Raw genomic sequence first — 26,707 nt, 5'->3', positions numbered from 1 at the left:
TTGATACTCAACTACGCTGACCCTTTTCCCGGCACGGCTTCGTTAGTCGTGCTGTTTCTTTATCTCGTCTTTCCGCATCGGCATGGCGTCGATCGTTTTGAACAGCTCGTCGGCTGCGATGGGTTTGGTGAATTTTTTCTTCAGCAGGCCGTCTTTACCGATCAGGTAACCGGCAAAGTCGTCGGAGGGCACAAACTCGTGGTAGGTGTGCATCAGGAACTGGCGGTCGGGCTCCATCAGTTCGCTGTTGATCAGCACGATTACGTCGAGGTCACGCTCGGCCAGGCCGTCGGGCGCGGCCGTGAGTGCCTGTTGCTGCTCGATGAGGTGGCCCTGATTGATGTCGCGTCCGTAAAGCAATACAACGCGGCGATGGTCTTTCTTTTCGTCAAGAATCGCCTTGAGCGACTTCTTCTGGTTGGCTACACTTTCCATAATGTTGAGTACGATAAATGCCAGCAGGCATATACTTACTAACCCGAGTCGTCGCATGATGTTTATCGGTTTAATCGAAAAGGTCGTCGGCCCGTTCGAGCAGCAGGATGGATTGCTGCGGCACGATCACATACGGGACCCCTTCATAGTCGAGTTCAATGGCATTGCGTTGCAGGTAGATGGCCAGGTCGCCCTCCTGCGCCTGCAAGGGCATGTACTTCACTTTTTCTTCGGTTTCGCGCCAGGGCTCGTCGTCGACGGCGGCGGGGATGGGGTACCCCGGTCCCACTTTCACCACGTAGCCCGACTGCACCTGTTCTTTTTCCTGCACCGTTGGCGGCAGGTATAGCCCCGACGACGTCCGTTCGCTCGGGCCTTTGGGTTTGATCAGGACGCGGTCGCCCACCACAAGCAGGCGTTTCAGTTTATTGTCAGGTGTTACGTTCAGCATCTCATTCCGGTTTAGCCCACTAACACCAGATGAGGCAAGAGTGGTTTCCGAAAAAAGCCCTACCAGCGGTCAGGTACGTGCGGCCCCGGCACCCGGCCGCACGCAGGCTCAACCATCCGGCCCGGCTGATAAGCCCGTTTACAAATTAACCGTTTACACAAAATTGACACAGTAGGTAGGTCTATAGTCGCTTCATCTATATCTTAACTGCTTCCCCAACACGTTGACTCCGATGCCTTTGAAATCGTTGTTAGCTTATATCCTGTTCGGCTGCTGCCTGCTGTCGACGGTGATCGGGTGGCTGCTCTGGACACGCAAACAGCCCGGTCGACATGCCAATCGGTTATTGGCCACCCTGCTCTTCACCTACGTTTACATTGACTTCGTTACGTTGCTCATTACCAACGGGGGCATTGTGCACGTACCGCATCTGTTTCGAACGGCCGCGCCGCTCAATTACCTGGTTGGCCCGCTGATTTACCTGTACGCGCGGGCATCGCTACTATCGACCACCCGCTTCGATGGGCGGCGCTACGGCTGGCTGCTGCTGCCCTTCCTGCTGAACGTGGTCGAGTTTTTGCCGTTTTACGTTTCACCGGCGACCGCCAAACTGGCTCGGCTTCAGCAACTGGCTTCCGCGCCCAATACGCTTTTCACCATACACGAGGGTTTGTTACCGCCCCACTTTCACCTGATCGGCTACAGCCTGTCGAGCTTTGTCTACTCGCTACTGGCGGCGGGCCTGTGGTGGACCTACCGCCAACGCGAGGGACGTACCCCATACAGCAATCCGGCGTTCGGCAATTGGCTCAAAACGTTCGTGCTCATACACCTGATCGTCAATGGGGTGTGGCTGGCCGAAATACCCTTCATCCGCCATGCACCCTACGGCAATCTGATCCTGAACATCACCTACCTAGTGGCGCAGCTGGTCATCTGCTTCTACATTATTCAGCGCCCTACCCTGCTCTACGGGGCTTTTTCGCTCAACGGCACTCGCCAGCCGCTCACGGGCAACGTACCTGACTCCCCGGCTCTTCCAGTCGTCCTATCGGATGCTGCTCATCAGGCGGTACCCCTGCCCGAGCCGCCCCGGCCCGCTGAGGGAGATACCCTGGAGCAGGCGGCGGCCGACAAGCTGGCGCAGCTAGATCAGTACATGCACAGTCAGCAGCCCTACCTGCGCCCCCGGCTATCGCTGGCCGATGTATCAGTTGCCACGCAGATTCCGCCGTATCTGCTGTCGGCAATCCTCAATCGTGTGCTGGGCCTCGACTTCCGCGACTACGTCAACGCCCACCGCGTTCGGCACCTGTGCCAGTTGCTGGAGAGTAACCAGTATAGTCACCTTACGCTGGAGGGCATCAGCACGCAGGTGGGTTTTTCGTCGAAAACGACCTTCTACCGGGCGTTTCAGAAGCACATGGGCGTTACCCCGGCCCAGTACATGCAACGCGCCAACGCCATCGACAACTGAGCCGCCGGGCTGATTCAGTATCAAATCAGGAATGTGAAACTAACCCATCTGGCCGAAAGCGCCCTGCGGAGGTATTGATGCGTTGCTTTGCTGGTCAAACAGTCATCGCAGCCAACGTCATGAAGCAGCTTTATCCAGCTTTACTTTTCGCGTTCATTTTAGGCCCAACGGCGGTACTACGCGCGCAGGTCCGGCTGTATACCGACCCTAATTTCACGGGACAGCAGGCCATCCTGGGTGAATCAATCTACAACCGCCTGGGCCCGGCCATCACCGGCAAGGTAACGTCGGTGCGGGTGCCGGCTGGCTACGAACTATATGCCTACGACCGGCCCAAGTTGCGCGGTCAGTCTATCCGCCTCGTCGGCGACATTCCCCGGCTGGTAATCTGGGACGATCGCATCCAGTCGGCGCGGGTACGCCGGATCGGGCTGCCCACCCAGCCGCCCCGCCCCGTCATACAGCCACCCCGCCCAGTAGGGCCCATCCCCGTGACGCCACCTGCTGGCGGACGGCCCGTTGTGTATCTGTATGAACACGAGCGGTTTGGTGGGCGGATGATCGCCCTGACGCCGGGCCAATACCGCGCCAGGGACTTACAGGGGCTGGCGCGCCAGATTTCATCGGTGCAGGCGTCGGCGGGCTATGTTGTCCGGCTTTTCGACCGAAACCAATTCGGCGGGATGGTACGCGAAGTGCGCGGGCAATCGGCGGAGCTACGGTCAGTGGGCTGGGATAATCGGGCGGTATCGCTGGTTGTTGCCCGTCAATAGAAAACGGCCCGACTGATCGGTCGACACCTTTTTACCAACCCTCAAACTAGATCCACGTTATGAAGCGAATGGCACTTGCCTTCACGACCTGCCTTACTGCCCTGGCGGGTCTGCTCGTACTCACCAGCGCTCCGGCTCAGTCGCTGCAATCCGGCTTCGACAAGGCCGAGTACATCGAACTGCTGAAAGTATCGGCGCAGTTCGGTGATTCGACCTACATCGCCAACTTCCCCAAGCCTCAGCGTTTCAAGCCGGTTTACCGCGCGGCGGTAGTCGGGCTGGATAATCTGTGGGACCTGTGGAGCGACGGCGGCAACACGGCGGTGATTAACCTGCGCGGCACAACCGCCAATAGCGCGAGCTGGCTGGCCAACTTTTACGCCGCGATGGTACCCGCCAAAGGGGAACTGCAACTCGCTGACAACGACAGATTCACCTATCACCTCGCCGATAACCCCAGGGCCGCCGTGCACGTGGGTTGGCTGGTCGGTATGGCATTTCTGAGCCGCGACATCCTGCCCAAGCTCGATTCGAGCTACCGGCGGGGCACCCGAAATGTACTGATTATGGGCCACAGTCAGGGTGGCGCCATCGCGTATCTGCTCACGGCGCACCTCTACAACCTGCAACGGCAAGGCAAGCTCCCCGCCGACATCCGGTTTAAAACGTATTGCAGCGCGGGCCCCAAACCGGGCAACCTGTATTTCGCCTACGACTACGAAGCCCTGACGCAGGCGGGCTGGGCCTACAACGTGGTCAACTCGGCCGACTGGGTGCCCGAAGTACCGTTTTCGATCCAGACGGTCAACGACATGAACACCACCAATCCCTTCGCGGGGGCCGATCAAACCATTAAAAAACAACCTTTTCTGAAGCGGCTGGTCCTGCGTAAGGTATACAACGACCTGAGCAAACCCGCCCTCCAGGCCCAGAAAAACTACCAGAAATACCTCGGCAACGTGGCTTCACGGACGGTGAAGAAAAGCCTCAACGGCTATGTAGCGCCCGATTACTACAACAGCAATCACTACGTCAGAACGGGCGCGATGGTCGTGCTGCTGGCCGACTCGACCTACTATCATCGTTTCCCGGACAGCGCGGATAAGGTCTTCACGCATCATTTCCACCCGCCGTATCTGTACCTGGCCGAAAACAACCTGTCGGCGCCCGGTGTGGTAGCCAACGCGCCGGGCCCTGCCCCTGCTGGCAATTGGGAACTAACGTACCTGATGGATACGGGCACTGACCTGACCACGCTATACCCCGACAAAAAACCGACGCTGCTTATCGAGCCCGCCAACGAGCGCGTATCGGGCACGACCGGCTGCAACAGGTTTACTATGCCGGTTCAATTCACCAACGGCAGCATCCGTATCCCGAAGGCATTTGCCCTCACCCGGATGCAATGCCCCGGTGATGGCGAACGCCGTTTCCTCGATAGCCTGCAGCGGGTAAACCGCTACGCGCTCGCCAACGACACGCTGACCCTGCTAACGGATGATGTGGCGGTCATGCGCTTTACCCGACGCTAAGTGCGTTCTTACTCCTTCACCAAACGTTATGCGACCAACTATTCTCCTTGTCTCACTCCTGCTCTTGCTGGCCCTGCGGGCAGCCGGGCAGTCAACGTCGGCCGTTCCGCCCACCAAGCGGGTATACCTGCACTCGGTAGTCGGCGTGGCGTTGCCGGGCGTTTCCAGCCTCAACACCGAGCTGAGCAACGCCGGTTTCTTGCCCCTATCGGGTGCCTACCTCCTACGAGGAGCCGGTTTGTACACCGTGTTTCCTAAAGCCCGGTTGGCTACGCTGGTCACGTTTATGTCGTATAGCGGTACCGACACCGAGGCCAACCGTAGCAGTTGGGTACGTGGCTCCACCGCCGGCGCTTCGCTGGGGATCGTGCTGGGGAGGACTGATCGCATCCAGTGCATCCCCTATGCCGGGCTGGCTTATGCCTGGTTTGGTACGCGGGTCTCGAAGGTGGCCCCCGCGAGCACCACGTTCAGCGGGTATCTGACCGGCCCCACCAATCAGCAGAGCCTGACGCGGGAGCAAGTGGTAGGGAACGTGGGGCTGCAAGTGAGCAAGACGGGGCTGGGGCAGAGTAGCCTGGGCCAGAAGCTGCTGCTGGGTCTGCGAGCGGGCTATCTGTTCCCGCTTAACACGCCGAATTGGGAAACTAACGCCGTGAGCCTCAGCGGTGGACCGGGTGTTAACCCCGGTGGCACGTACCTGAGCCTTGTTCTGGGCAGCGCCCTCTAACCAACGCCGCTTTACAATGACTGGATACCTGAACGAACGGCTCGTGGCGGCGCTGCTTGTGGGTCTGGCGCTGGTGCCGCTGGTAGGCAGGGGGCAGCAGGACAACAGCCAGCCACAGCAACCGGCGGCCGCAGCCGTTGAGCACCGACCGGGCATCTATTTCCCGCAGGCCCCGCTGCCGGGCCAATGGCGGCAATCGGTGGGAATTACCCTCACCCCCGCCCCACCCGAGTTGACGGAAGAGTTGCGCATCAGCATTCCAGCACTCGATATACAGGTGCAGCGGGGGTTGAGCCAGCGGTTGTATGCCACGGGGCGGCTGCAAACGCAGTTCGTGCAAACGAGCGGCACCCTCGGTCTTCGCTACGCGCTCCCCCTGTCGAAGCGGTTGTTTCTGGCTGTCGGCGATGAGCTCAACGGCTGGCACGGGTTCCTGAAAATCAGCGATGTGTTCAACAGCCAGGCGGCGGGGCTGCTCATGATGCCCAACCTGTCGGTGGGGTTTCGCCCCGCATCTGACCTGCAATACACGCTGAAGGTAGAGGCCATTCTCGGCTTTTATTACGGTTCGTCGGTGGGTGGGTTGCGTGTCTCACAACGGAGCCGCGAGCGCGATGGCTTTGCTGTCACCTTTATGCTCGAACAGCCTTATTACCACAAACGGCACATCTCGATGGGCTTCCGGGGGGCCTACACGCGCTACAACTGGCAGTTCTGGGCGCTGTACAGCACATTCGACAAGCCCCTGTTTTACCCCGAACTCATTTTTAACTTCATCCACTACTGATGCTGATGCGCTCCTGTCTGCTTAACCTGGCCAGCCTGTGGCTACTGGTGATGGGGTGCCGCCCTGTCTACGAAGCCCCGATTCCGTACGATTTCAGCAACAAGCCCGGCAGCGGGCCGTTTCGCACGGGCATTCGCCGAAGCATGGAAGGCGTTTATGCCGTATCGGGTGGCACCGATACGTTTGGCGAACAGGTGGTGCTGCGCTGGTCGGCGGTCAATGACGGGGTCGACAGTGTGCACACCCTGTCGATTCTGACGGGTGTCAGCGTGGGCTTCTTTAACCTGGAAATCGATCAGACTTCCGACAGCCTGCGCCTGACGGGCTTCTGGCGCACCCTGACTAACCAGGGCACGGGGCAGGCGGCGCTGCAACTGGTTCGCAAACGGGGCGGCAGCCTGCTTCCCTTCAACGCCACCCCGCAGGCGGGCGACACGCTGGCCCTTCGGGGTACGTTCGATACGGGTACGGGTACCCCCGCCCGATCCATTACGCTCATGTATCGACGCCCGCTCAACCCGAAACCGTTTGAGATCATCGCGCACCGGGGCGGTGGGCGGACGGCCGATTTGCTGGGTGTTTCGGAAAATTCACTGGCGATTCTGCGCCGGGCAGCCCGGTTTGGGGCTACGGGTGTGGAGATCGACGTGCGCTATACCAAAGACAGCATACCGGTTCTTTACCACGACAACCGGCTCAATCAGCGGCTAATCCAGAAAAATGGGCTGAGCGGCGGTATCAGCGACTACACCTTCGAGCAATTACAAACCTCGTTTCCGCTGCTCTACGGCGAACGGATTCCGACGCTGGAGCAGGCCCTGCAAACCATCGTCGACAATACCGACCTGCAGTTTGTCTGGATCGACGCCAAGTTCAGCGGGCCGATGGACCGGGTACAGGCCCTGCAACAGCGTTTCAACGAACGCGCCCGGCTGCGGGGCCGACGGCTGCAAATCGTGATTGGGCTCCCCAGCACCGACGCTGTGGCCGCCTACCGGGCCTTACCCAACAAAGCCAATACGCCCGTGCTCTGCGAGTTGGACCCGGCCCTTGTTCGCGAACTGGGCGCGGCCGTCTGGGCGCCCCGCTGGACGCTGGGGCCGCAGACCGATGAGGTTCGGGCCATGCAGGCTGAAGGGCGGCGGGTCTTCGTCTGGACACTGGATGATGCGCCCTTCATCGAAAAATTCGTCAAGCAGGCCAACCTGAACGGTATTCTTTCCAATTACGCCCCGGCGGTTGCCTACTACCATTACACCGCGCCATGACTATGCACGCACGTACAATCATCGGGTTAAGCTTGTTGGCCCTACTTGCCGGACGAGCAGCCCGGGCGCAGTTCTCGCCCCCTACCGACACCACTGGCGGCAAACGGGGTACGTACCACATCGTCGTAACGGTGGGCGTGGGCAGTTCGCAGTACGCCAGTGCCATCGGTATTCCGCCCGCCTGGCGGCAAACGGAGACGAATCGGCTGGGGCAGTCGGTGATGATCCGTGCTTTGTGGCACCCCGACCACCGGTTTCGAACTGGCCTTGAAACCGGCCTGACCACGTTTTATACCTACAAGGGTGTCGTCAACGGCGAACCCGGCTCCGTCAGCGTGTCGGCCATTCCGATCCTGCTGGTGTATCAGATGCCTCTAGCCTGGCACTCGGGGACCGAGCGCAGTTTGTGGCGGCGCCTGGCCGCAACGGTTGGCTTCGGCACGTACCTGATCCGGTCAGAATACAGCTATAAAGGCTCGGTCAACTCGCAGGAACTGAGTGCGGGCTGGCTGTGGGCGCTGTCGTACACGCAGCCGCTCTCGAATCGCCTCCGCCTCGCCGCCGAAGTCCGCTGGCTAAACCCCACCGCTACCCGCGAGAATGCCGCCTCCCTACAGGCACAACTGCTCTGGCGGGTATTATCCTGGTAACAATCGTCATCAATCAGGTATGTACTCAGCGGCGCTGAGTACGTGCACTTTCTCCAACAACGGATGAAACATCCTTTATGCTGGCTTATCACGCTGCTCGGCAGTGGCCTGTGTGGCTCGCCCTGCCACGCGCAGAAAGACCCCCTGTTTGCCAAGAAGCCCGTGTTTGGCACCTTGTCGGATCGGTGGGAACTGGACTCGGCCACGCGCCGGGGTACGTTCCTGATTACGCCTTACAAGCCCCTGTACGTGACAGCCGGACGCTGGTCGAGCGACCCCAACGAACAGCCCGTCAGCGAAAACCCCACCTACAACTATCCGTTCTATATCCCGTTGGGCCGCTATGAAGCCCGCTGGCAATTGAGCCTCAAAGTGAAGGCCTTACAGGGCATTTTTGGCAAGCACGGCGATCTGTGGGTGGGCTACACGCAAAAATCGCACTGGCAGGTCTATAACACGACGTTCTCGCGGCCCTTCCGCGAAACCAACTACGAACCGGAGGCGATTCTCAACTTCGCCACCAATTTTCCGTTGCTGGGGCTACGGACCCGGATGGTCGGCATCGCCCTGAACCATCAGTCAAACGGGCGGGCCGTGCCGCTGTCGCGCAGTTGGAACCGGGTGATTCTGCACGCCGGTTTTGAGCGGGGCCGGTGGACCGTGCTGCTTCGTCCGTGGTTACGGCTCCCCGATGCCGAAGACGAAAACCCGGCGATCACGGACAACATCGGCCGGGCCGATGCGACGGTCATCTACCACACAGACCGCCATATGTTTTCGGTGGTGGGTAGTCACTCCCTCCGGGGCGGGACGCGCAACCGGGGGCAGGTTCAGTTCGACTGGACGTTTCCGGTGACGGGAAACCTGCGCGGCGACCTTCAGATTTTACATGGCTACGGCGAAACCCTCATCGACTACAACCACCGCCAGACCACCATCGGCCTAGCCGTATCGCTTGTCAACTGGCTATAAGGCTACCTGGCGGTCTCATTCAATTCTTCTTGCTCTGGATCAGGTACGTTATGACAAGTGCCGCCTGGGCCTCGCGGGCGGTGGGGAAGTAGTTTCAATCCATCTTGCTGTGGATTAGGCACGTTAAGGCCAGCGACACTATTCCAGCCCCAGCCTTCGGGCTTTTCCGAATCCTCAAAGTGCTGATTAACAAGACATTAAACACACTTTTCAGCACTCACCAATTATAATCACGGCCGGAAACCAAATGGCTCTGTGACGTATCCGTTACCACAATATACGTCACAGAGCCATCTGCTAGGTCATTATTTCCCGACTGGTACGGCCTGTTTCACCGACTGAAACTGGGTATAGTACTCGATCAGGTCGGCGATGAGACCAGTCCAGCCAGTTTGGTGGCTAGCCCCAAGGCCACTGCCACTGTCGCCGTTGAAATATTCGTAGAACAAGAGCAAATCTTTAAAATTCGGGTCGTCAGCGAAGCGGTTCAGGTCGCCGAGGCTGGCGATGCGGCCGGTCGTCGAATCGGCCCGAAACAGGTTAATCAGACGTTCGGCGACCTGTATGGCGGCCTCGCGGATGCTCATCACCTGCCCGGAATGCGTGGGATACTCCACCTCGTAGTCGTCGCCGTAATACTGATAGAACTTCAGCAGCGAATCGACGAGCAGGAAATTGAGCGGGAACCAGATGGGCCCGCGCCAGTTGGAGTTACCGCCAAAAATGCTCGTTTCCGACTCGGCCGGTACGTATTTCACGCGCAGCAGTTCGCCGTTCATGTGCAGTTCGTAGGGCTGCTTCTCATGGAATTTTGATAGCGCCCGGATGCCGTAGTCCGAGAGGAACTCAGCTTCGTCGAACATGCGGCGCATGAGCATCTTCATCCGGTGGCCCCGCAGCAGACTCAGCAGGTGCGTCGAGCCTTTGCCCGGTTCGTGCCAGCGCGACACCAGCGAGGCCAGGTCGGGGCGGTTGGTGAGCACCCACTCCAGACGCCGCCGGAAATCGGGCAGCTTCGAGAGCAGTTCGTCGTCGATGACTTCCACGGCAAAGAGCGGAATCAGACCCACCATCGACCGGATTTTCAGCAGCCGCGCCTGTTTGTCGGGCGTGTGCAGGATGTCGTAATAGAACTGATCTTCTTCGTCCCAAAGGCTGATGTGCTGCTTGCCCAGGTTGTTCATGGCCGAGGCAATGTGCAGGAAGTGCTCGAAGAACTTGCTGGCCATATCCTGATAGCTCGGTCGTACGAGCGAGATTTCGCAGGCAATTCGCAGCATATTCAGCGTGTACATGGCCATCCAGCCGGTGCCGTCGGCCTGTTCGATACGTCCACCCATCGGCAGCGGCTGGCTGCGGTCGAAGACCCCGATGTTGTCGAGGCCCAGGAACCCGCCCCCGAAGATGTTGTTGCCTTCGACGTCTTTGCGGTTCACCCACCAGGTGAAGTTGAGCAGCAGTTTATGGAACACACGCTCCAGAAACGCCACGTCGCCTACGCCGTTCATCTGCTTGTCGATCTCGTAGACCTTCCAGGTCGCCCAGGCGTGCACGGGCGGGTTTACGTCGGAGAAATTCCATTCGTAGGCCGGAATCTGCCCGTTGGGGTGCATGTAGTACTCGCGCAGGATAACGGCCAGCTGCCGCTTGGCAAAGTGGGGGTCGAGGCGAGCGAGCGTCAGTGTGTGGAAAGCCAGGTCCCAGGCCGCAAACCAGGGGTACTCCCACTTGTCGGGCATGCTCAGGATGTTGGCCGTGTACATGTGCCGCCACTGCTCGTTGCGGGCATACACGCGACCCTGAAACGGAATGGGCATATTGGGGTCGCCCTTCAGCCACTCGTTGACGTTGTAGTAATAGAACTGCTTGCTCCAGAGCATGCCCGCGTAGGCCTGCCGCTGAATATTGACCAGGTCGGGACTGGCGTTGGGGCCGGTAAGGGCGCTGGCCTGCAGGTCGTCGTAGAACTCGTCGGCTTCGGCTTTGCGCAGGGCGAACAGCGCATCGAAATCGCCGAATGGCTGCGTCAGATGGGTTTGGTCGCTAAACCGCAGCCGGATGCTGACGCTCCCGCCCGCGGGTACGTTACGGGTGTAACGCGCCGAGGCTTTCGTGCCGATCCGGTTGGGATTGACGTATTCGGGCCGCCCCGTAATGAGGTAGTTGTTGATCGCATCTTTGGGATAGGCCGTTACGTTTGGCCGGCCGTAGAGGCGCTCGGTATTGGTTTCGTTCTCGCAGAACAGCAGTTCGTCGGCTTCTTCGCAATAGAGTTTGTATTTGCCCAGTTGCCGGTGGTTCACCTCGATCTGACTCGTGGCCAGGCCCGTCAGCATAGGGCGCACGTTGTATTTTTCGTAACCCCACGACCAGGTGTTCCGAAACCAGATCGTCGGCAGAAGCGTCAGCGGGGCGTCGGCGGGGCCGCGGTTGTGGGCCGTTACGGTCACCAGCCAGTCGTTCTGATCGGCCTTGGCGTATTCGATGACAATGTCGAAGTACTCGTCCTGATCAAAAACGCCCGTGTCCAGCATCTCGTACTCGGGCTCCTGACGGCTCCGGCGCATGTTCTCGATCACCAGCTTGTTGTAGGGAAACTCCTGCTGCGGATACTTGTAGAGCATCTTCATGTAGGAGTGCGTGGGGGTGCTGTCGAGGTAATAATACAGCTCCTTCACATCCTCGCCGTGGTTGCCTTCGGGGCCGGTCAGGCCGAAAAACCGCTCTTTCAGGATATTGTCGCGGTGGTTCCAGAACGCCAGTGCAAAGCAGATATGCCCTTTGTTGTCGGAAATACCGCCGATACCCTCCTCGCCCCACCGATAGGCCCGCGAGCGCGCCATGTCGTGGCTGACGAAATTCCAGGCATCGCCGTAGGGACTGTAGTCTTCGCGCACGGTACCCCATGAGCGATCAGAGAGATAAGGTCCCCACTTTTTCCAGCCTTTATTATCGGCCCGGTCATAAATCCGCAATTTTTCTGCTTCTGCACTCATGACGTTTTGTCGTACGATAGCCTGAATGGTAATGAACTGTAAAACAAGGTGTAAAAATAAAGGCCGGGAGGCGAACCCCGGCCAATTCCTTGAAAAGTGCAGTAAAGTGCTTTGATTGTCAATAGAGTTTATCGTTTGGCGTTTTCAGTTTGGAGTTTCGAGTCTACAGTTAACTGATACATGATTAGCTCGCGTTAGCTAACTGTAAACTCGAAGCCCAAAACTCGAAACATAAAACCCGAAACGCCAACCTCAACCCAACGGCCCGAATCGGGCGTGGGCTTCCCGTTCCAGAGCTTCGCGGTGGTCGGGGTGGGCGATGTTGATGAGGGCGCGGGCCCGTTGGCGCAGGTTTTGGCCGTAGAGGTTGGCAATGCCATATTCGGTCACGATGTAGTGGACGTGGGCGCGGGTGGTGGTTACGCCGGCCCCTTCTTTCAGAAACGGTACAATCTTGCTCAGGCCTTTGCTCGTGACTGACGGCAGGGCAATGATGGGCTTGCCTCCTTCCGACAGCGAGGCGCCCCGTACAAAATCCATTTGGCCGCCCACACCCGAATACTGCATCGTCCCGATGGTATCGGCGCAGACCTGCCCCGTGAGGTCGATTTCGATGGCACTGTTGATGGCCGTCACCTTCGGGTTGCGGCGGATGATGGCCGTGTCGTTGGTGTAGCTCGCCTGTTTCATGGCCACGGCGGGGTTGTCGTCGATGAAGTCATACACGCGCTGACTGCCCATCACGAAACTCGATACGATGCGATAGGGCAACACCGTCTTGTGTTCGCCCGTGATGACGCCCCGCTCCACCAGGTCGATGATGCCGTCGGTAAACATTTCGGTGTGAATGCCCAACCCTTTGTGGTGTATCAGCTCGGCCAGGGTGGCGTTGGGAATGCCGCCGATGCCCAGTTGCAGCGTGGCGCCGTCCTCGACCAGACTCGCTACGTACTGCCCAATTTTGCGGTCGGTGGCGTCAATCGCACCGGGTTTTACTTCGTAGATCGGTTCGTCGACCTCCACGGCGGCGTGGAGCATCGATACGGGAATCAGGCCATCGCCGTGGGTACGTGGCACCCGCGGGTTGATCTGCGCGATCACGTATTTGGCCGCCCGGATAGCCGCCAGCGACACGTCGACCGACGGCCCCAGCGAGCAGTAGCCGTGGGCGTCGGGCGGCGACACCTGAATCAGCGCCACATCGACGGGTAGGATGTTGCGGCTAAACAGCAGCGGAATTTCGCTCAGAAAGATGGGTACGTAGTCGCCGATGCCCTGCGCCAGTTGCCGGCGCATGTTGGCCCCGATAAAGAAGGAGTTGGGCCGAAAGGCGGTCTGATACTGGGGCTCCAGGTATGGCAGCGGGCCTTCGGTATGGATGTGGCAGATCTCGACGTCGGTGAGCCGGTCGGCCTGCGCGACCATCGCCCGAATCAGGACGTGGGGCGTCTGGGCTACGCTATGAATGAATACTCGGTTACCAGATTGGATGGCCGAAACCGCCTGTTCAGGCGTCGTGAGCGGAAGGGGCATGGGACAATTGCCGTTTGGCGTCTTCGGGTTAAAGTTTGCAGTTTGCAGTTTCGAGTTTACAGTTGGCTCGCGCATGGTCGGCTTGCGTTAGCTAACTATAAACCCGAAGCTGCAAACTTCAACCGTCAAACTCGAAACTCCTACACGACCATGCCGTCAAACAGTGGGGCGTAGTCGTCGGAGAGGGTGACTTTAATTTTGTGCAGCTCGCCGGTGGTGATCATCTGTCCCAGCAATTCCATGAACTGATGCGTCTTTTGCTTGCCTTCTTCGGCATCGACGCCGAGTTGATCGCCCACGCGTTCGTAGAACTCGGTGAGTTTAAAACGCTCGCCCTGATCGCGTTCTTCGGGCGGGATTTCGCGGATAATATCGAGCAGCGGGCCCGGCAGTTGGGCGCCCAGTTTGTCGGCGGCATTACCAGCCAGGTGAGTCGTGAGGGTGTGCAGAAACGCACGGGACACATCAAGCACATCTTGCTCGGTGTCGACACCAAGCTTGGCCTTGGCGGCATGAATGAATTCAGAATACTGCATAACGTTGATCGGATAAGTTGATTACGTTATGTCAACTCCGGTTCACGGTTTACTGTTTATTGTCCGCTGCCCTCAGTTCGCTGTCCTTTGTTGGCTAATCAGCCAACAGAAGACAGTGAACTGAGGCCAGTGAACATAAACCGTGTTCCTGTCTATTGCTTCTTCGCTTTTACGGCTTCGACGTTTTTGCGTTTGTTATCCATCTCGGTCAGGGCGTTGGCCTGATCGGTTTTGTTGGTTTCGACGTCTTTCTGCAACTGCTCTAGCTCCTTGGCGTTTTCGTCGATCTTGCGGAGCAGGCGCTCTTTCTCCTTGCGGTTCGACTCGATGTCGCTGACCAGGTTTTCGCCGCGTTTCACCAGCTTCTGGTGCGCCCGCTGTGCCTCGTTGAACGACTCTTCGGCACCCCGCACTTCATCGTTGAAAATCGTTTTGTCAGCAAAATTTTTCAGCAGCGTTTCGGCGGCGCTGTAGTTGCCGTTGCCGGGGGCGATGAAGTTACCGCCACCCTGATCGAAGGCCACGAAGAGCGTCGTCGATTTTTTGTTGCCTTTGAGCTGGCTCGTCAGGTTGACCGGCTCCGACGAAATGTCGCGGATGTCGGCGGTCGTCACGCGGTACACGCTGCGCGAGGTGGTGAGGCGGCCATATTGCTTCAGTTGCTCCTCCCAGTCGCGCTCTACCTGCCGGTCGGCCATCGGAATGGTCAGAAACAGGCCTTTGTAGGTTTGCTTGTCGATCGTCTGGTCACCCGCGTAAATGGTCTGGCCGAGGGCGGGTAAGGTGGCCAGGAAAAGCCCGGCGCCAATCAGTACGTTACGCATAGTTAGTTGTGTGTAGATGAGTTTTTGTCGGAGTCAGGCGCTGCTGCCCGGTGGTTCTTGTCTAAGGAGTCAGCCAATGCCCAAATCGTTGGTGGTTAGACCATGTTTAGTCCTCAAAGTAATGCTTTGCGGGTTATTATTAACCGCTTGTCGTTGTTGGGCAGGGTTGTGGCAAATACATAGACATCACCGCCTTCGCGCAGGCTCAACTGCTTGCGTAACAGGTCGACTGTCTGCGGAAAGTTCCGCACCGTCAGGTTAGCCTGCCCGCCGGGTACGTGAGCAAGCAGCGTTTTTCGGTCGGCCTTGCAAAGAGCGTCAATGTGGAAGGCGCGACCCGGAAACCCTTCTACCAGGCGGTTGCCCGTGTACAAATGGCTGTGGGGCGCCACTTTAGCCAACCCAAACCGCTCGCCCACCAGCCGGAAGGCACCGGCTTTCAGCACCGCCGCGTTGGGTTCATACAGGTACGTTGGTAAGCCGGTTGCCCACTCGGTCAGGGCAACGGTGGCGCGGGTTTCGTCGGCCCGTTCGAAGGCAAAAGTCACGGGGCCATCGTGGCGCAGGTCTACAGCCACAAGCTGCACGGCGCTGGCAGGCCGTTCGGTTTGGCCCAACACAAAGAGTAGCTCTTTCACCTCGCCCTGCACCGCCACCACATGCACCGCCCGGCACGTGGGCAATTGCCGTAAAGTGGCCTCGATGTCGAGCAGGGGCGATGTTTTGATCAGCACGTTTCGCCCTTTCGCTAGCACTAACGGCAGGTACGTCAGCACATCGGGCTCGCAGTCGGCAAGGCCAACCACCCGCCCACCCCGTTCGTCGCGGCGGGCCGGGTCGAGATAGAGCCAATCGACAGGCTCAGGTACGTTGCCGAGATACGCCAGCCCATCGCCAACCTGCGTCTCCACGTTGGCAAGGCCTAATTGCAGCAGGTTATAGGCGGTGGCGGCGGCCACGGCGGGTTGTTGTTCCAGGTACGTTACGCGGGCCACACGAGCGGCAAAGGCGGCCGTGTCGACGCCCATGCCCCCCGTGAGGTCGAGCAAGGTACCCCCGCCCACCAACGAGGCTTTGTAGGCGGCGGTAGCTTCCGACGACGCCTGCTCCACCGAGAGCGGCGGCGGGAAAATCAGCGCCGGGTTGGCGTACCAACCGGGCAGTTTGGTGCGGGCCTTTTGCCGGGCCTGAATCTGCGCCACTACCACCAGGCCATCGATGTCGGTCCGTTTGGTCAGTTGCAGGGCCAACGCGCGCACGTCCTGCGTCAGATGGGTAGTGATGGCTGCGCGCTCAGCGTCGGTAAGATGTTGCACCATAGGATGTTTATGCGGGCAATTCGACTTATCTTTAATGTAGATTTAATTCTCCTTTACCAATACCAGCCAGTCGCCTCAGTAAGCGGGTCAACTCGGTGGTATGGCGTTCCTACTCTCTTTTCTACACAAATTGATAACCATTCCGTTTCTGTGAATCCGTTTAAAAGTTTGGCGGCGTATAAGCCCCAATGGTTTCGCTACGATCTGCCGGCTGGCGTAGCTGTTTTTCTGGTGGCTCTGCCCCTCTGCCTCGGTATCGCGCTGGCGTCTGGCGCGCCGCTGTTTGCCGGTCTGGTGGCGGGAATCATCGGGGGCATGGTGGTTGGTTTGTTTTCGGGCTCCGAACTGAGCGTCAGTGGCCCGGCCGCTGGTCTGGCTGTCATTGTAGCCGATTCGATCCTAAAAATAGGTTCGTACGAAGCGTTTCTGGTGGCGGTCATGCTGGCGGGCGCCATTCAACTGGTGCTGGGGCTGATCAAAGCCGGTCGATTCAGCAGCTTCTTTCCCGATGCTGTGATCAAGGGCATGCTGGTGGGGATTGGGCTGGTGATCATCCTGAAACAGATTCCACACGCCCTCGGTCGCGACAATGACTACGAAGGGGAATTTGAGTTTCAGCAACTAGCCGACGGCGAAAATACGCTGTCCGAAATTTACCGGGCTATCGCCACGGCCAGCCCCGGCGCTGTGGTTATCAGCCTGATTTCGCTAGTACTACTGATTACCTGGGAACGCACGGCGGGGCGGGGCGTCAAGTTTTTTCAGAACCTGCCCGCTGCGCTGGCGGTGGTTTTCCTTGGCGTGGGGCTCAACTACTTCTTTGGGGCGTACATGCCCGACTGGTACCTGGGCGATTCCAACGAACACATGGTGCGTATTCCGTTGGTGAAAGCGGGCGACAGCTTTTTCTCGATCTTCGATTTTCCCGACTTCAGCGCACTGAGCAACCCGCAGCTGTACAAAATCGCCGCGACGATTGCGCTGGTGGCGAGCTTGGAAACGCTGTTGAATCTGGAAGCTTCCGACCGGCTCGATCCGTACAAGCGAACGTCGTCGCCCGATCAGGAACTGATGGCGCAGGGCATGGGCAACCTGCTGTCGGGGCTGATTGGTGGCCTACCGATCACGTCGGTGGTGGTGCGCACGTCGGCCAACGTGTTCGGCGGGGCCAAAACCCGGGTCTCCGCCATTACACACGGCGTATTGCTCTGCGCGGCTGTTTTTCTGGCGGGTTCCATCCTGAACCATATTCCGCTGGCCTGTCTGGCTTCCCTGCTGATTATGGTGGGCTACAAACTGGCCAAACCATCGATTTTCACCAAAACCTGGGGCGACGGGCTTAACCAGTTTATTCCGTTTATCGTAACGGTACTCGGCATTGTCTTTACCGATCTGCTGGTGGGGATTGCCCTCGGCACGGTGGTCGGCATCGGCTTTATTCTCTACTCGAATTTCCAGACCACGTTCCGCGTCGTCCGCACGGGCAACCGGGTGCTGATTGAATTCCAGAAAGACCTTTATTTTCTGAGCAAACCGCAGTTGAAAGAAACGCTGCACGGCCTACGAACTGGCGACTCGGTGCTGGTCGATGGCCGAAACGCCAACTTCATCGATCAGGACATCTACAACATTCTGCTCGATTTCCGTGAAAAAGCTGTCTTGCAGGGTATCGACTACGAACTCCGCGACGTCACGCAACACAAACACAAACTCCCACGCTACGAACCCATCCGGGAAGTGATTACGGGGGAGTAATGGGAATGCACAATGAATAATGGACAATGAATAATGAACCAGGCGGCGGACCGCTGACGCTCCGGTAATCTGGCGTCAGCGGTCCACCGCACGGCCCATTATTCATTGTCCATTATTCATTGTGCATTCCTTACCCTTACCGCCTCACCGCCCAGACGGTAAGTCCGACGAGCAGGCCAATGCCCAGCGCGCGGGCCACCACAAAGGAGGTAGGCGATGGCATCGAGACAATACCGTTTTCGTTGGTCACGGCGGCCTCTTTCACGTAGCGCCCCTCTGACGGAATAGCCCGTTCTGAGAAATTGCTGACGAGGCGGCCTAGTTCGAGTTGCAGATCGAGGCCGCGCATCGAGTGGCCGTGCCCCGTACCGACGCTGTGTGGGTTCAGCAGGGCCAGCTTACGCACCGAGTCTTCGGCGGCTTTCCAGTCGCAGGTGAAATAAGCCGGTGGCCCGTGGATTTCTTCGGTCTGATTGATGACCGCTGACAGCGCATTCTGGTTGGTCGTAACAAAGGCATCACCAGCCAACAGCGTCCGGTCTTCGTCGCGGAACAGCGATACGTGGCCTGGCGCATGGCCCGGCGTGTGGATGACGCGCCAGTCCGGCAACTCGTCGATTTTCCCCGACGCCGGAATGGGTTGCAGTACGTCGCTAAAGTCTTCGGGGCCAATGGGAAACACCCATGACATCAGCGACATCGCCCCACCACCAATCGCCGGATCGGGGGGTGGGTAGCTGGATACGCCTGTCAGGTAGGGGCGTTCGAGCGGGTGAGCGTAGACGGGTACGTTTCCCCAGTGTTTCAGCAACTCACGTAATGACCCCACATGGTCGGCGTGGCCGTGCGTGAGCACGATCGCCTTGGGTGCCGTGCCGGGTCCATAGAGCGAGGCAGCCCGCCGCCGGATCGAATCGGCGTAGCCCATAAAGCCCGCGTCGACCAGCACCCAGTCATTACCAGGGCCAGGATGACCCACAAAAAAGACATTGACAAACAGCGTTTTAAGGCCCTTTACGTCGTCGGTCACGTCATAAGGAGTGGCTTCAGGCGTGTCTATACCCAGGCTGTTGCCCAGTGGCGCCACAGCGGGGTTGTCCTGCTCAAGCAGTGCGTTAGGGGTTTGTGTTTTCATCGTCGTTGAGATCAGTTTTTAAGTAAGGCAGCCTGGCCGATGGCAGGTTAATGGCCACCACCATAGCCGGGCTTATCCAAATCGGCCTTGCCGTCGGCATTACGATTGGGGTGGGTCATCGGCGCATTGGCGCTCGGCTCGTCACCGTCCATGTAGGTCTCTTCCCGCTCATTGGGTTCCAACTCGGGGGCGTCTATCTCGGCACCGGGGCCGCTGTTGCCTTCGATGGATTGATCACCCAGTCCGGCGGGTGAAATGGCCTGTTTGGCCCGGATGATGTCGTCGTTTTCTTCAGTAGTCATACCGTTGGCGTTTGCTTGTGTACCCTTTCCAACCGACAGGCCCACCGACTGTTTGCAAATAAAATCTACTGGCTTAGTAGCCTATTGCCGAACGGGGCCGGAGCTGCCGCATTGGCCAGTTACGCCAATCCCGAAAGAGAGTAAGCCCATTCCCGGCCCCATGCCACCCAAACGCCCCGTCTACGCCTGACCTGCCCCTTTTTACCGCCCCGGCTGTGAGTATGATTGGGACGGGCTTTCCTTCCCGATATGGCGCGCCCCGGCAGTTCATTTTGGCTTTAGTTACCAGGCTGCCAGCCGTCAACAGCGTTCCTGAAACCCCTTCCTTATCGTCTGTATGCTCACAGAACAACAGCCCCAGACCGCCTCAGCCCGTTCGCTGATCAGCGTGATTGGGGCGTCGTCGGTTGGTACCCTCATCGAGTGGTACGACTTCTACATCTTTGGCTCACTGGCCACCATTCTGGCGACCAAATTCTTTCCCGAAGGGAACCCCACGGCGGCTTTCCTGTCGACACTCGCCACCTTCGCCGCCGGGTTTGTGGTGCGTCCGTTCGGGGCCCTGTTTTTCGGGCGATTGGGCGATCTCATCGGTCGCAAATACACGTTCATGGTCACGCTGATGCTCATGGGCGGGGCCACCTTTGCCATTGGGCTAGTACCCAGCTACGAGACCATCGGCTTTCTGGCGCCCCTGCTGGTGCTCATACTCCGGCTGTTGCAGGGGCTGGCGCTGGGCGGCGAATACGGCGGGGCCGCAACCTACGTGGCCGAGCATTCACCCGCCGACAAGCGCGGTTTCTGGACCTCGTGGATTCAGATCACGGCCACGGCGGGTTTGTTCGTGTCGCTGATCGTGATCCTGATCACGCGGCTGTCGCTGTCGAAAGAAGCCTTCGACGACTGGGGCTGGCGCGTTCCGTTCTGGGTGTCGGTGCTGATGGTCTTCGTCTCGTACCTCATCCGCCGCAACATGCATGAGTCGCCCCTGTTTGCCAAGGTGAAGGCCGAAGGCAAAGCCTCGACCAACCCGCTGAAAGAAAGCTTTGGCAATACCTACAACTTCAAGTTTGTGCTGCTGGCCCTGTTTGGCGCTACGATGGGGCAGGGTGTCGTGTGGTATACGGGGCAGTTCTACGCCATGAGCTTCATCAAAACGGTGTGTAACGTCGACGCCATTCAGGCCGATAGCCTCATGAGCATCGCCCTGCTGATGGGCACGCCGTTCTTTGTGGTGTTTGGCTGGCTGTCGGACCGGATCGGCCGCAAGGGCATCATGCTGGCGGGGATGCTGGTGGCCATTTTTACGTACCGGCCCATCTACGAGAAAATCTACCAGACCACCAATCTGGCCAACAAAGAAGCGATCACCGCCACCATCACGCAGGACTCGGTGCTGACGGCCGACCCCAAGCTGTCCGGTGTGTCGATCCTGACCAAAACCCTGCACCGCGACTACACCGACGGCACCAAACTGACCGAGGTTACGAAGCGAAAAGTAACGTCCGACTCCGGGGCCGCGCCGGCCAAACCCGAGATCAAGAAGACCGTTACCCTCAACGATGCCGACCGCTGGACGCTCATCTGGCTGGTCTTCGTGCAGGTCATTTTCGTGACGCTGGTTTACGGCCCGATCGCCGCTTTTCTGGTCGAAATGTTTCCGACCAAGATTCGCTACACGTCCATGTCGTTGCCCTACCACATCGGCAACGGCGTGTTTGGCGGACTCCTCCCGGCGGTGGCAACGTACCTAGCAACCGGCGCCAACGAAGCCAACGCCACGGCGGCGAAAGCCGGGGCCACCCTCCCCTACGCAGCCCCGTACCTGGAAGGGCTCTGGTACCCCATCGTCATTGCGTCGGTCAGCTTTGTGATTGGTTTGTTTTACATCAAAAACCGCCCGCAGGCTACCGAGTAGCGGCTTCTGGCGGAACCCCTTCTTTTTCTTCACTCGAAAACATTCGTGATAGATGAACCGAATCAAACGCATCCTGGGCGTTGTCTGGCTCGCACTGGCGGCCCTCAGCGGTTATTTTGGCATAACGGCGCTGGGCCTGCCCAAACTGGTTTCTGATAAAACCGACGATCTCGTTTTTGGTATCATTGTCGTCTTCGTGCTGATGCCCCTGATTGTTGGCGGATTGGCCACATTTGGCTACTACGCCGTACGGGGCGAATACGACGACTGACCAGCCTGCCCCGTCAGAGTAAAGCGGTCCTGGGTCAGCACGATGGACCAGCGACCGCTTTTTTTACCTGAATCCGGACCCAATCCATCATCGCGATGAACACCTTGCCGCCGCTCAACAACCAATACCAGCGTAGCCTGACCGACCCCGACGGTTTTTGGGCCGAACAGGCGGCAGCTCTTCCCTGGAGTCGAACGCCCAGCCGCATCTGCACAACCGACGCCGATGGTCTTACCCGCTGGTTTGCTGATGGCGAACTCAACACCTGTTATGCCGCCGTTGATTACCAGGTGGAACAGGGCCGGGGGGAGCAAGATGCGTTTATCTACGACTCGCCGGTGACGGGCGTGGTGCGGCGCATCAGCTATCGCCAGTTGCGCGACGAGGTGGCCCAACTGGCGGGCGCGCTGCGGGCACTGGGCGTCGGGCACGGCGACCGGGTGATCATCTACATGCCCATGATTCCCGAAACAGCCATGGCGATGCTGGCCTGCGCCCGGCTGGGGGCCGTGCATTCGGTGGTGTTTGGCGGCTTTGCCCCCCACGAACTGGCCATCCGGATCGACGATGCGCAGCCAGTGGTGGTGCTGACGGCTTCCTGCGGCATCGAGTTCGACCGGGTGATTCCGTACCAGCCCCTGCTCAACGAAGCACTCCGGCTGGCGACCCATCAGCCCGATCATTGCCTGCTTTTCCAGCGCCCGCAGTGCGAAGCTGACCTGAGCCTCCCGCGCTACGCCGATTGGGCGTCGACCGTCGCGCAGGCACAGCCAGCCGAATGTGTGCCCGTGGCCGCTACCGATCCGCTGTACATTCTGTACACGTCGGGCACGACCGGCAAACCCAAGGGCATCGTGCGCGACAACGGCGGTCATGCCGTGGCGCTCGTCTACAGCATGACCGCCATCTACAACCTGCAACCGGGTCAGGTGCTATTTACGGCCTCCGATTTTGGCTGGGCGGTGGGCCACAGTTATTCTGTATATGGGCCGCTGCTGCACGGCTGCACCTCGGTGATCCTGGAAGGCAAGCCCGTGCGCACCCCCGACGCCGGTACGTTCTGGCGCATCGTGCAGGACTACGGCGCGAACGTGCTGTTTACGGCCCCGACGGCCTTCCGCGCCATCCGAAAAGAAGACCCCAACGCCACGCTCCGCCGCCAGTACGATCTCTCGACCCTGCAAGCGGTCTTCGTGGCCGGCGAGCGCTGCGACCCGCCCACCTTGGCCTGGCTGCAACTGGTCACCAACGTACCCGTGGTCGATCACTGGTGGCAAACCGAATCGGGCTGGCCGATGGTCGCCAATCAGTTGGGTATCGAGGCGCTGCCGGTAAAACCCGGCTCGGCCACCCGGCCGGTCTGCGGCTATGATGTACAGATTTTAGGCGAAGACGGGCAACCACTCGGCCCCAACGAAGAAGGATACGTCTGTCTGAAGCTACCCCTGCCGCCGGGCTGCCTGCCCACGCTTTGGCGTGACACGCCCCGGTTCCGTGACGCGTACCTCAGCCGCTTCCCCGGTTACTACCTCTCCGGCGACGGTGGATACGTCGACAATGATGGGTACGTGTTCATCATGGGCCGGGTCGATGACGTCATCAACGTGGCCGGCCACCGCCTGTCGACCGGCGAAATGGAGGAACTGGTCAGCAGTCACCCCGCCGTGGCGGAGTGCGCGGTGGTAGGCATTGCCTGCCCGCTGCGGGGGCAACGCCCGGTTGGCCTCATCGTCCTGAAAGACGGGCAAACCATCACCCCGACCGAGCTGGAACAGGAGCTGGTGACGCTGCTGCGCGAGAAAATCGGCGCCCTAGCTTGGTTTCGCAACGCACTCACGGTCAAACGATTGCCCAAAACCCGCTCGGGCAAGATTTTGCGCAAAACCATCCGGCAACTGGCCGATGGCGAACCGTTCGACATCCCGCCGACCATCGACGACCCGGCCATTATCGGCGAGATCCGAGACGCATTGGTGGTGGCTCGCGTTGGGATCGCTTTTGCCGACGCCTGACGCGAGCCGCCGGGGCGTGACCGGGGCCATTGAGCAAATTTGATAGAATCGGTCAACGTAAAGTCAGTCTGGCCCGCTACTTTTAAAACCACGAACCGTTTATTCATTACCCCTTATGCGTATCCGAACCTTTGCCGACTACCAGACCGCCTACCAACGCAGCGTTGACGACCCCGAAGCCTTCTGGGCGGAAGTAGCGCAGGAATTTCAGTGGCGGAAACCCTGGACCAAGACCCTTCAGTGGAATTTCGAGGAGCCTTCGATCAAGTGGTTTCCGGGCGGCAAGCTCAATATCACCGAAAACGTGCTGGACCGCCACCTCCGCGACCGGCCCAACCAGCCCGCCATCATCTGGGAACCCAACGACCCCGCCGAACCCAGCGTGACGCTCTCCTACAAGATGCTGCATGACTATGTGTGCCGCTTTGCCAACGTACTGAAGCGCAACGGGGTAAAAAAAGGCGACCGCGTTTGTATCTACATGCCGATGGTGCCCGAACTGGCCGTGGCCGTGCTGGCCTGCGCCCGCGTGGGGGCCATTCACTCGGTGGTATTTGGCGGGTTTTCAGCACAGAGCATCGCCGACCGTATTAATGACGCCCAGTGCTCGGTGGTGATCACGTCGGACGGCGCGGCGCGGGGCAACAAAAGCATCCCGATGAAAGATACCGTCGACGATGCACTGATTGGCTGCCCCAGCGTGCAGCGCGTGATCGTGATGACCCACACCCGCACGGCCGTGTCGATGCGCAAAGGCCGCGACGTGTGGTGGGAAACCGAAATGAAGCAGGTCACGAGCGACTGCCCCGCCGAGGAGATGGACGCCGAAGATCCGCTGTTCATTCTCTACACCTCGGGTAGCACGGGCAAGCCCAAAGGCGTGGTGCACACAGTTGGGGGCTACATGGTCTATGCGCAGTACACCTTCGAGAACGTATTTCAGGTCGAGCCGGGCGATATTCACTTCTGCACCGCCGACGTGGGCTGGATTACCGGTCATAGCTACATCGTCTACGGTCCGTTGCTGGCGGGTAGCACGTCGATTATCTTCGAAGGCGTGCCGACTTGGCCCGATGCGGGGCGTTTCTGGGACATTGTGGACCGGCACCGCGTCACGATTCTCTACACCGCCCCCACGGCGATCCGGTCGCTGATGGGCTTCGGCACCGAGCCGCTCGCGGGCAAAGACCTGAGCAGCCTGCGCGTGCTGGGGTCGGTAGGCGAGCCGATCAACGAAGAAGCCTGGAACTGGTACAACGAACACATCGGCAAAGGCCGCTGCCCGATCGTGGACACGTGGTGGCAAACCGAAACCGGCGGCATCCTGATTTCGCCGCTCGCGGGCATCACCAAAACCAAACCCACCTACGCCACGCTGCCCCTGCCGGGTGTGCAGCCCCTGCTCGTTGATGAAGCGGGCAAGGAGATTGAAGGCAACGGCGTGAGTGGTAACCTTTGCATCCGGTTCCCCTGGCCGGGCATCCTGCGCACCACCTGGGGCGACCACGAGCGCTGTCGACAAACGTATTTCTCAACGTACCCAGGCCTGTATTTCACCGGCGACGGCTGCCTGCGCGACGAAGACGGCTACTACCGCATCACGGGCCGCGTGGATGACGTGCTGAACGTGTCGGGCCACCGTATCGGCACGGCCGAGGTCGAAAACGCCATCAACATGCACACGGGTGTGGTCGAAAGCGCGGTGGTCGGCTACCCGCACGACATCAAAGGACAGGGTATCTACGCCTACGTCATCACCGAAGGCGACCCCGGCTCGGGCGGCCACGACGCCGACCTGATGCGCCGCGACATTCTGGCCACGGTGAGCCGCATCATCGGCCCCATCGCCAAACCTGACAAGATTCAGTTTGTGAGTGGGCTACCCAAAACCCGCTCGGGCAAGATCATGCGGCGCATCCTGCGCAAGATTGCCGAGGGCGACACCAACAACCTGGGCGACACCACTACCCTCCTCGACCCAGCCGTGGTTGAGGATATCAAGTCGGGCGCGATGTAAGGCAACGTACCTGAATGCACTAAAAAGGCCGAACCAGTTGGTTCGGCCTTTTTAGTGAACGCCTTTCTAACCGTTTGCGCCCTCGTCGCCTCTCTGTCACGGTATGTGAAGGAGACTGTCTTAAGGCAGCGGCCGCTTAGATACGTACACAACAGCAGGCATGGCATCCGTGCAACAAAAAAAGCTGTTTGTCTCCGGCTGGTAGGTGCCGCCCGACGCCGCTACGTACAGGCGGTTTTTGCCGTCGAGGTATAGGTTCATCAGATTGTGTTGAAACGGAAAGCGGATCGTGTTTTGGGTATTGGCTTCCTGCCGGATAATCACTGAAGGATTTACCGTGGCTACGTTGGAACCGGGAGCAGTAGGCGTGCTATTCTGCTTAATCGTATAGACGATACCGTTGGTAGACCGGATTGTCGCAATTGGTTTTACTTCGTCCAAATAGTTCTTGTACGTTTTCGAGTACCACTCCCAACTTTTGCCATAATCGGGTGAATAGTACAAGGCATCCCAGGCCCCGAGTAAACTACCTTCCCGATTGTAGCGGCGGGCATGTAACGCGAAGGTTGTGTCATTGCGCACATACAAACCGGGAATCGGGCCCTGAAAGTCTTTTGACACCTGCCATGTCTTGCCCCGGTCAGACGAATAATAGGCTTTCGTCCACGTAGTTACCAGCAACGTCTGATCAATATCGCCGGCAATCGCATACGCTTCCCGGCCCGTGGGTATTTCCAGCCGTATCCAATCGGCATTCTCGAATAAGTTGGTAGCAGGCGTACTTGGCACAAGTGGGGTCGTATCGTTTCGGACACAAGATGCGATAGCCAGCAGACCCAGCAGTAGTAAGCCCGATTTCCTCATAACGCTTTTTTATATCAATATCAGTAACAAAACTGAGACTATTTATGGACACAGGATTACCAAATTGTTATCCTTGTGAATTATTACGCGACTGCTTTCCCAGCACAAGCAAACCTTATAGGTTTCCAAAACCTATAAGGTTTTCAGGCA

At 59.0% G+C, this 26,707-nt stretch carries 23 protein-coding genes; 13 read left to right on the top strand and 10 right to left on the bottom strand.

The window, feature by feature from the left end; all coding sequences use genetic code 11:
* Positions 1–42: 42 nt before the first annotated feature.
* Together FAES_RS14225 and FAES_RS14220 are read right to left on the bottom strand one after the other, a co-directional pair.
* Positions 43–435, bottom strand: a complete 393-nt coding sequence (locus tag FAES_RS14225) for a DUF4174 domain-containing protein (RefSeq protein WP_148289366.1) — start codon at positions 433–435, stop codon at positions 43–45.
* Between the two features lie 70 nt (positions 436–505).
* Positions 506–886 carry a co-chaperone GroES gene (locus FAES_RS14220; protein WP_015331927.1) on the bottom strand — a complete coding sequence of 127 codons (381 nt, stop codon included), beginning with the start codon at positions 884–886 and terminating at the stop codon, positions 506–508.
* A gap of 238 nt (positions 887–1,124) precedes the next feature.
* On the opposite strand from FAES_RS14220, the gene FAES_RS14215 reads away from it, so the two are divergent.
* From FAES_RS14215 to FAES_RS14180, 8 genes are all read left to right on the top strand, one after another.
* On the top strand, positions 1,125–2,363 hold the full coding sequence (locus tag FAES_RS14215; protein ID WP_158408781.1) for a helix-turn-helix domain-containing protein: 1,239 nt from the start codon (positions 1,125–1,127) through the stop codon (positions 2,361–2,363).
* Positions 2,364–2,482: 119 nt separating this feature from the next.
* A complete protein-coding gene (locus tag FAES_RS14210) occupies positions 2,483–3,136 on the top strand; it encodes a beta/gamma crystallin family protein (protein WP_041257885.1) in 654 nt (217 codons plus the stop codon).
* A 59-nt stretch (positions 3,137–3,195) separates the two neighbouring features.
* Entirely contained in the window at positions 3,196–4,668 is a 1,473-nt protein-coding gene (locus FAES_RS14205) for an META domain-containing protein (protein ID WP_015331923.1), read from the top strand.
* Between the two features lie 28 nt (positions 4,669–4,696).
* On the top strand, positions 4,697–5,398 hold the full coding sequence (locus tag FAES_RS14200; RefSeq protein WP_148289365.1) for a hypothetical protein: 702 nt from the start codon (positions 4,697–4,699) through the stop codon (positions 5,396–5,398).
* A 16-nt stretch (positions 5,399–5,414) separates the two neighbouring features.
* Positions 5,415–6,185: a hypothetical protein gene (locus FAES_RS14195; protein WP_015331921.1), complete on the top strand. Its 771-nt coding sequence runs from the start codon at positions 5,415–5,417 to the stop codon at positions 6,183–6,185.
* Positions 6,185–7,453 (top strand): glycerophosphodiester phosphodiesterase, encoded by a 1,269-nt coding sequence (locus FAES_RS14190; protein ID WP_015331920.1) that lies wholly within the window; start codon positions 6,185–6,187, stop codon positions 7,451–7,453. Before FAES_RS14195 ends, FAES_RS14190 begins: the two co-directional genes overlap by 1 nt.
* Before the next feature lie 2 nt (positions 7,454–7,455).
* Positions 7,456–8,103: a hypothetical protein gene (locus FAES_RS14185; protein WP_148289364.1), complete on the top strand. Its 648-nt coding sequence runs from the start codon at positions 7,456–7,458 to the stop codon at positions 8,101–8,103.
* Positions 8,104–8,166: 63 nt separating this feature from the next.
* Positions 8,167–9,075 (top strand): phospholipase A, encoded by a 909-nt coding sequence (locus FAES_RS14180; protein WP_015331918.1) that lies wholly within the window; start codon positions 8,167–8,169, stop codon positions 9,073–9,075.
* Between the two features lie 305 nt (positions 9,076–9,380).
* Here the strand turns inward: FAES_RS14180 and FAES_RS14175 are convergent, their stop codons facing one another.
* The 5 genes from FAES_RS14175 to FAES_RS14155 all read right to left on the bottom strand — a co-directional run bounded on the left by FAES_RS14175 (position 9,381) and on the right by FAES_RS14155 (position 16,283).
* The gene (locus FAES_RS14175; RefSeq protein ID WP_015331917.1) at positions 9,381–12,071 is read right to left on the bottom strand and encodes an MGH1-like glycoside hydrolase domain-containing protein; all 2,691 of its coding nucleotides are present in this window, start codon (positions 12,069–12,071) and stop codon (positions 9,381–9,383) included.
* 252 nt (positions 12,072–12,323) lie between these two features.
* On the bottom strand, positions 12,324–13,604 hold the full coding sequence (locus FAES_RS14170) for an acetyl-CoA hydrolase/transferase family protein (protein ID WP_041257882.1): 1,281 nt from the start codon (positions 13,602–13,604) through the stop codon (positions 12,324–12,326).
* 140 nt (positions 13,605–13,744) lie between these two features.
* Positions 13,745–14,140 (bottom strand): DUF2267 domain-containing protein, encoded by a 396-nt coding sequence (locus tag FAES_RS14165; RefSeq protein ID WP_015331915.1) that lies wholly within the window; start codon positions 14,138–14,140, stop codon positions 13,745–13,747.
* A 152-nt stretch (positions 14,141–14,292) separates the two neighbouring features.
* Positions 14,293–14,964: a hypothetical protein gene (locus FAES_RS14160; protein ID WP_015331914.1), complete on the bottom strand. Its 672-nt coding sequence runs from the start codon at positions 14,962–14,964 to the stop codon at positions 14,293–14,295.
* A 113-nt stretch (positions 14,965–15,077) separates the two neighbouring features.
* Positions 15,078–16,283 (bottom strand): THUMP-like domain-containing protein, encoded by a 1,206-nt coding sequence (locus FAES_RS14155; protein WP_015331913.1) that lies wholly within the window; start codon positions 16,281–16,283, stop codon positions 15,078–15,080.
* Positions 16,284–16,292: 9 nt separating this feature from the next.
* Between FAES_RS14155 and FAES_RS14150 the strand changes: the two genes are divergently transcribed.
* Positions 16,293–18,038, top strand: coding sequence for a SulP family inorganic anion transporter (locus FAES_RS14150; RefSeq protein ID WP_015331912.1), 1,746 nt, complete (start codon positions 16,293–16,295; stop codon positions 18,036–18,038).
* Positions 18,039–18,174: 136 nt separating this feature from the next.
* On the opposite strand, the gene FAES_RS14145 is transcribed toward FAES_RS14150, so the two are convergent.
* Together FAES_RS14145 and FAES_RS14140 are read right to left on the bottom strand one after the other, a co-directional pair.
* Positions 18,175–19,173 carry an MBL fold metallo-hydrolase gene (locus tag FAES_RS14145; RefSeq protein ID WP_015331911.1) on the bottom strand — a complete coding sequence of 333 codons (999 nt, stop codon included), beginning with the start codon at positions 19,171–19,173 and terminating at the stop codon, positions 18,175–18,177.
* 47 nt (positions 19,174–19,220) lie between these two features.
* Positions 19,221–19,475, bottom strand: coding sequence for a hypothetical protein (locus FAES_RS14140; protein ID WP_015331910.1), 255 nt, complete (start codon positions 19,473–19,475; stop codon positions 19,221–19,223).
* Between the two features lie 337 nt (positions 19,476–19,812).
* Between FAES_RS14140 and FAES_RS14135 the strand changes: the two genes are divergently transcribed.
* From FAES_RS14135 to acs, 4 genes are all read left to right on the top strand, one after another.
* Positions 19,813–21,393 carry an MFS transporter gene (locus tag FAES_RS14135; RefSeq protein WP_015331909.1) on the top strand — a complete coding sequence of 527 codons (1,581 nt, stop codon included), beginning with the start codon at positions 19,813–19,815 and terminating at the stop codon, positions 21,391–21,393.
* 52 nt (positions 21,394–21,445) lie between these two features.
* The gene (locus FAES_RS14130) at positions 21,446–21,664 is read left to right on the top strand and encodes a DUF6814 family protein (RefSeq protein WP_015331908.1); all 219 of its coding nucleotides are present in this window, start codon (positions 21,446–21,448) and stop codon (positions 21,662–21,664) included.
* A gap of 95 nt (positions 21,665–21,759) precedes the next feature.
* On the top strand, positions 21,760–23,676 hold the full coding sequence (locus FAES_RS14125) for a propionyl-CoA synthetase (RefSeq protein ID WP_015331906.1): 1,917 nt from the start codon (positions 21,760–21,762) through the stop codon (positions 23,674–23,676).
* Between the two features lie 115 nt (positions 23,677–23,791).
* A complete protein-coding gene (gene acs / locus FAES_RS14120; RefSeq protein ID WP_015331905.1) occupies positions 23,792–25,693 on the top strand; it encodes an acetate--CoA ligase in 1,902 nt (633 codons plus the stop codon).
* 120 nt (positions 25,694–25,813) lie between these two features.
* On the opposite strand, the gene FAES_RS14115 is transcribed toward acs, so the two are convergent.
* Complete coding sequence (locus tag FAES_RS14115; RefSeq protein ID WP_041257880.1) at positions 25,814–26,482, bottom strand: hypothetical protein; 669 nt, start codon at positions 26,480–26,482, stop codon at positions 25,814–25,816.
* Positions 26,483–26,707: the final 225 nt, after the last annotated feature.

Source organism: Fibrella aestuarina BUZ 2 (genome assembly GCF_000331105.1).
Classification (GTDB): Bacteria; Bacteroidota; Bacteroidia; order Cytophagales; family Spirosomataceae; genus Fibrella; species Fibrella aestuarina.
Note: the sequence above shows the minus strand (reverse complement) of the source record. Positions and strands in the feature narration are given on the sequence as shown.

Excerpts from the sequence above, each read along its gene's own strand:
- FAES_RS14225 (WP_148289366.1), bottom strand. The coding sequence starts at position 435 with ATGGAAAGTGTAGCCAACCAGAAGAAGTCGCTCAAGGCGATTCTTGAC.
- FAES_RS14220 (WP_015331927.1), bottom strand. The coding sequence starts at position 886 with ATGCTGAACGTAACACCTGACAATAAACTGAAACGCCTGCTTGTGGTG.
- FAES_RS14210 (WP_041257885.1), top strand. The coding sequence starts at position 2,483 with ATGAAGCAGCTTTATCCAGCTTTACTTTTCGCGTTCATTTTAGGCCCA.
- FAES_RS14205 (WP_015331923.1), top strand. The coding sequence starts at position 3,196 with ATGAAGCGAATGGCACTTGCCTTCACGACCTGCCTTACTGCCCTGGCG.
- FAES_RS14200 (WP_148289365.1), top strand. The coding sequence starts at position 4,697 with ATGCGACCAACTATTCTCCTTGTCTCACTCCTGCTCTTGCTGGCCCTG.
- FAES_RS14195 (WP_015331921.1), top strand. The coding sequence starts at position 5,415 with ATGACTGGATACCTGAACGAACGGCTCGTGGCGGCGCTGCTTGTGGGT.
- FAES_RS14190 (WP_015331920.1), top strand. The coding sequence starts at position 6,185 with ATGCTGATGCGCTCCTGTCTGCTTAACCTGGCCAGCCTGTGGCTACTG.
- FAES_RS14185 (WP_148289364.1), top strand. The coding sequence starts at position 7,456 with ATGCACGCACGTACAATCATCGGGTTAAGCTTGTTGGCCCTACTTGCC.
- FAES_RS14180 (WP_015331918.1), top strand. The coding sequence starts at position 8,167 with ATGAAACATCCTTTATGCTGGCTTATCACGCTGCTCGGCAGTGGCCTG.
- FAES_RS14175 (WP_015331917.1), bottom strand. The coding sequence starts at position 12,071 with ATGAGTGCAGAAGCAGAAAAATTGCGGATTTATGACCGGGCCGATAAT.
- FAES_RS14170 (WP_041257882.1), bottom strand. The coding sequence starts at position 13,604 with ATGCCCCTTCCGCTCACGACGCCTGAACAGGCGGTTTCGGCCATCCAA.
- FAES_RS14165 (WP_015331915.1), bottom strand. The coding sequence starts at position 14,140 with ATGCAGTATTCTGAATTCATTCATGCCGCCAAGGCCAAGCTTGGTGTC.
- FAES_RS14160 (WP_015331914.1), bottom strand. The coding sequence starts at position 14,964 with ATGCGTAACGTACTGATTGGCGCCGGGCTTTTCCTGGCCACCTTACCC.
- FAES_RS14155 (WP_015331913.1), bottom strand. The coding sequence starts at position 16,283 with ATGGTGCAACATCTTACCGACGCTGAGCGCGCAGCCATCACTACCCAT.
- FAES_RS14150 (WP_015331912.1), top strand. The coding sequence starts at position 16,293 with ATGCGGGCAATTCGACTTATCTTTAATGTAGATTTAATTCTCCTTTAC.
- FAES_RS14145 (WP_015331911.1), bottom strand. The coding sequence starts at position 19,173 with ATGAAAACACAAACCCCTAACGCACTGCTTGAGCAGGACAACCCCGCT.
- FAES_RS14140 (WP_015331910.1), bottom strand. The coding sequence starts at position 19,475 with ATGACTACTGAAGAAAACGACGACATCATCCGGGCCAAACAGGCCATT.
- FAES_RS14135 (WP_015331909.1), top strand. The coding sequence starts at position 19,813 with ATGCTCACAGAACAACAGCCCCAGACCGCCTCAGCCCGTTCGCTGATC.
- FAES_RS14130 (WP_015331908.1), top strand. The coding sequence starts at position 21,446 with ATGAACCGAATCAAACGCATCCTGGGCGTTGTCTGGCTCGCACTGGCG.
- FAES_RS14125 (WP_015331906.1), top strand. The coding sequence starts at position 21,760 with ATGAACACCTTGCCGCCGCTCAACAACCAATACCAGCGTAGCCTGACC.
- acs (WP_015331905.1), top strand. The coding sequence starts at position 23,792 with ATGCGTATCCGAACCTTTGCCGACTACCAGACCGCCTACCAACGCAGC.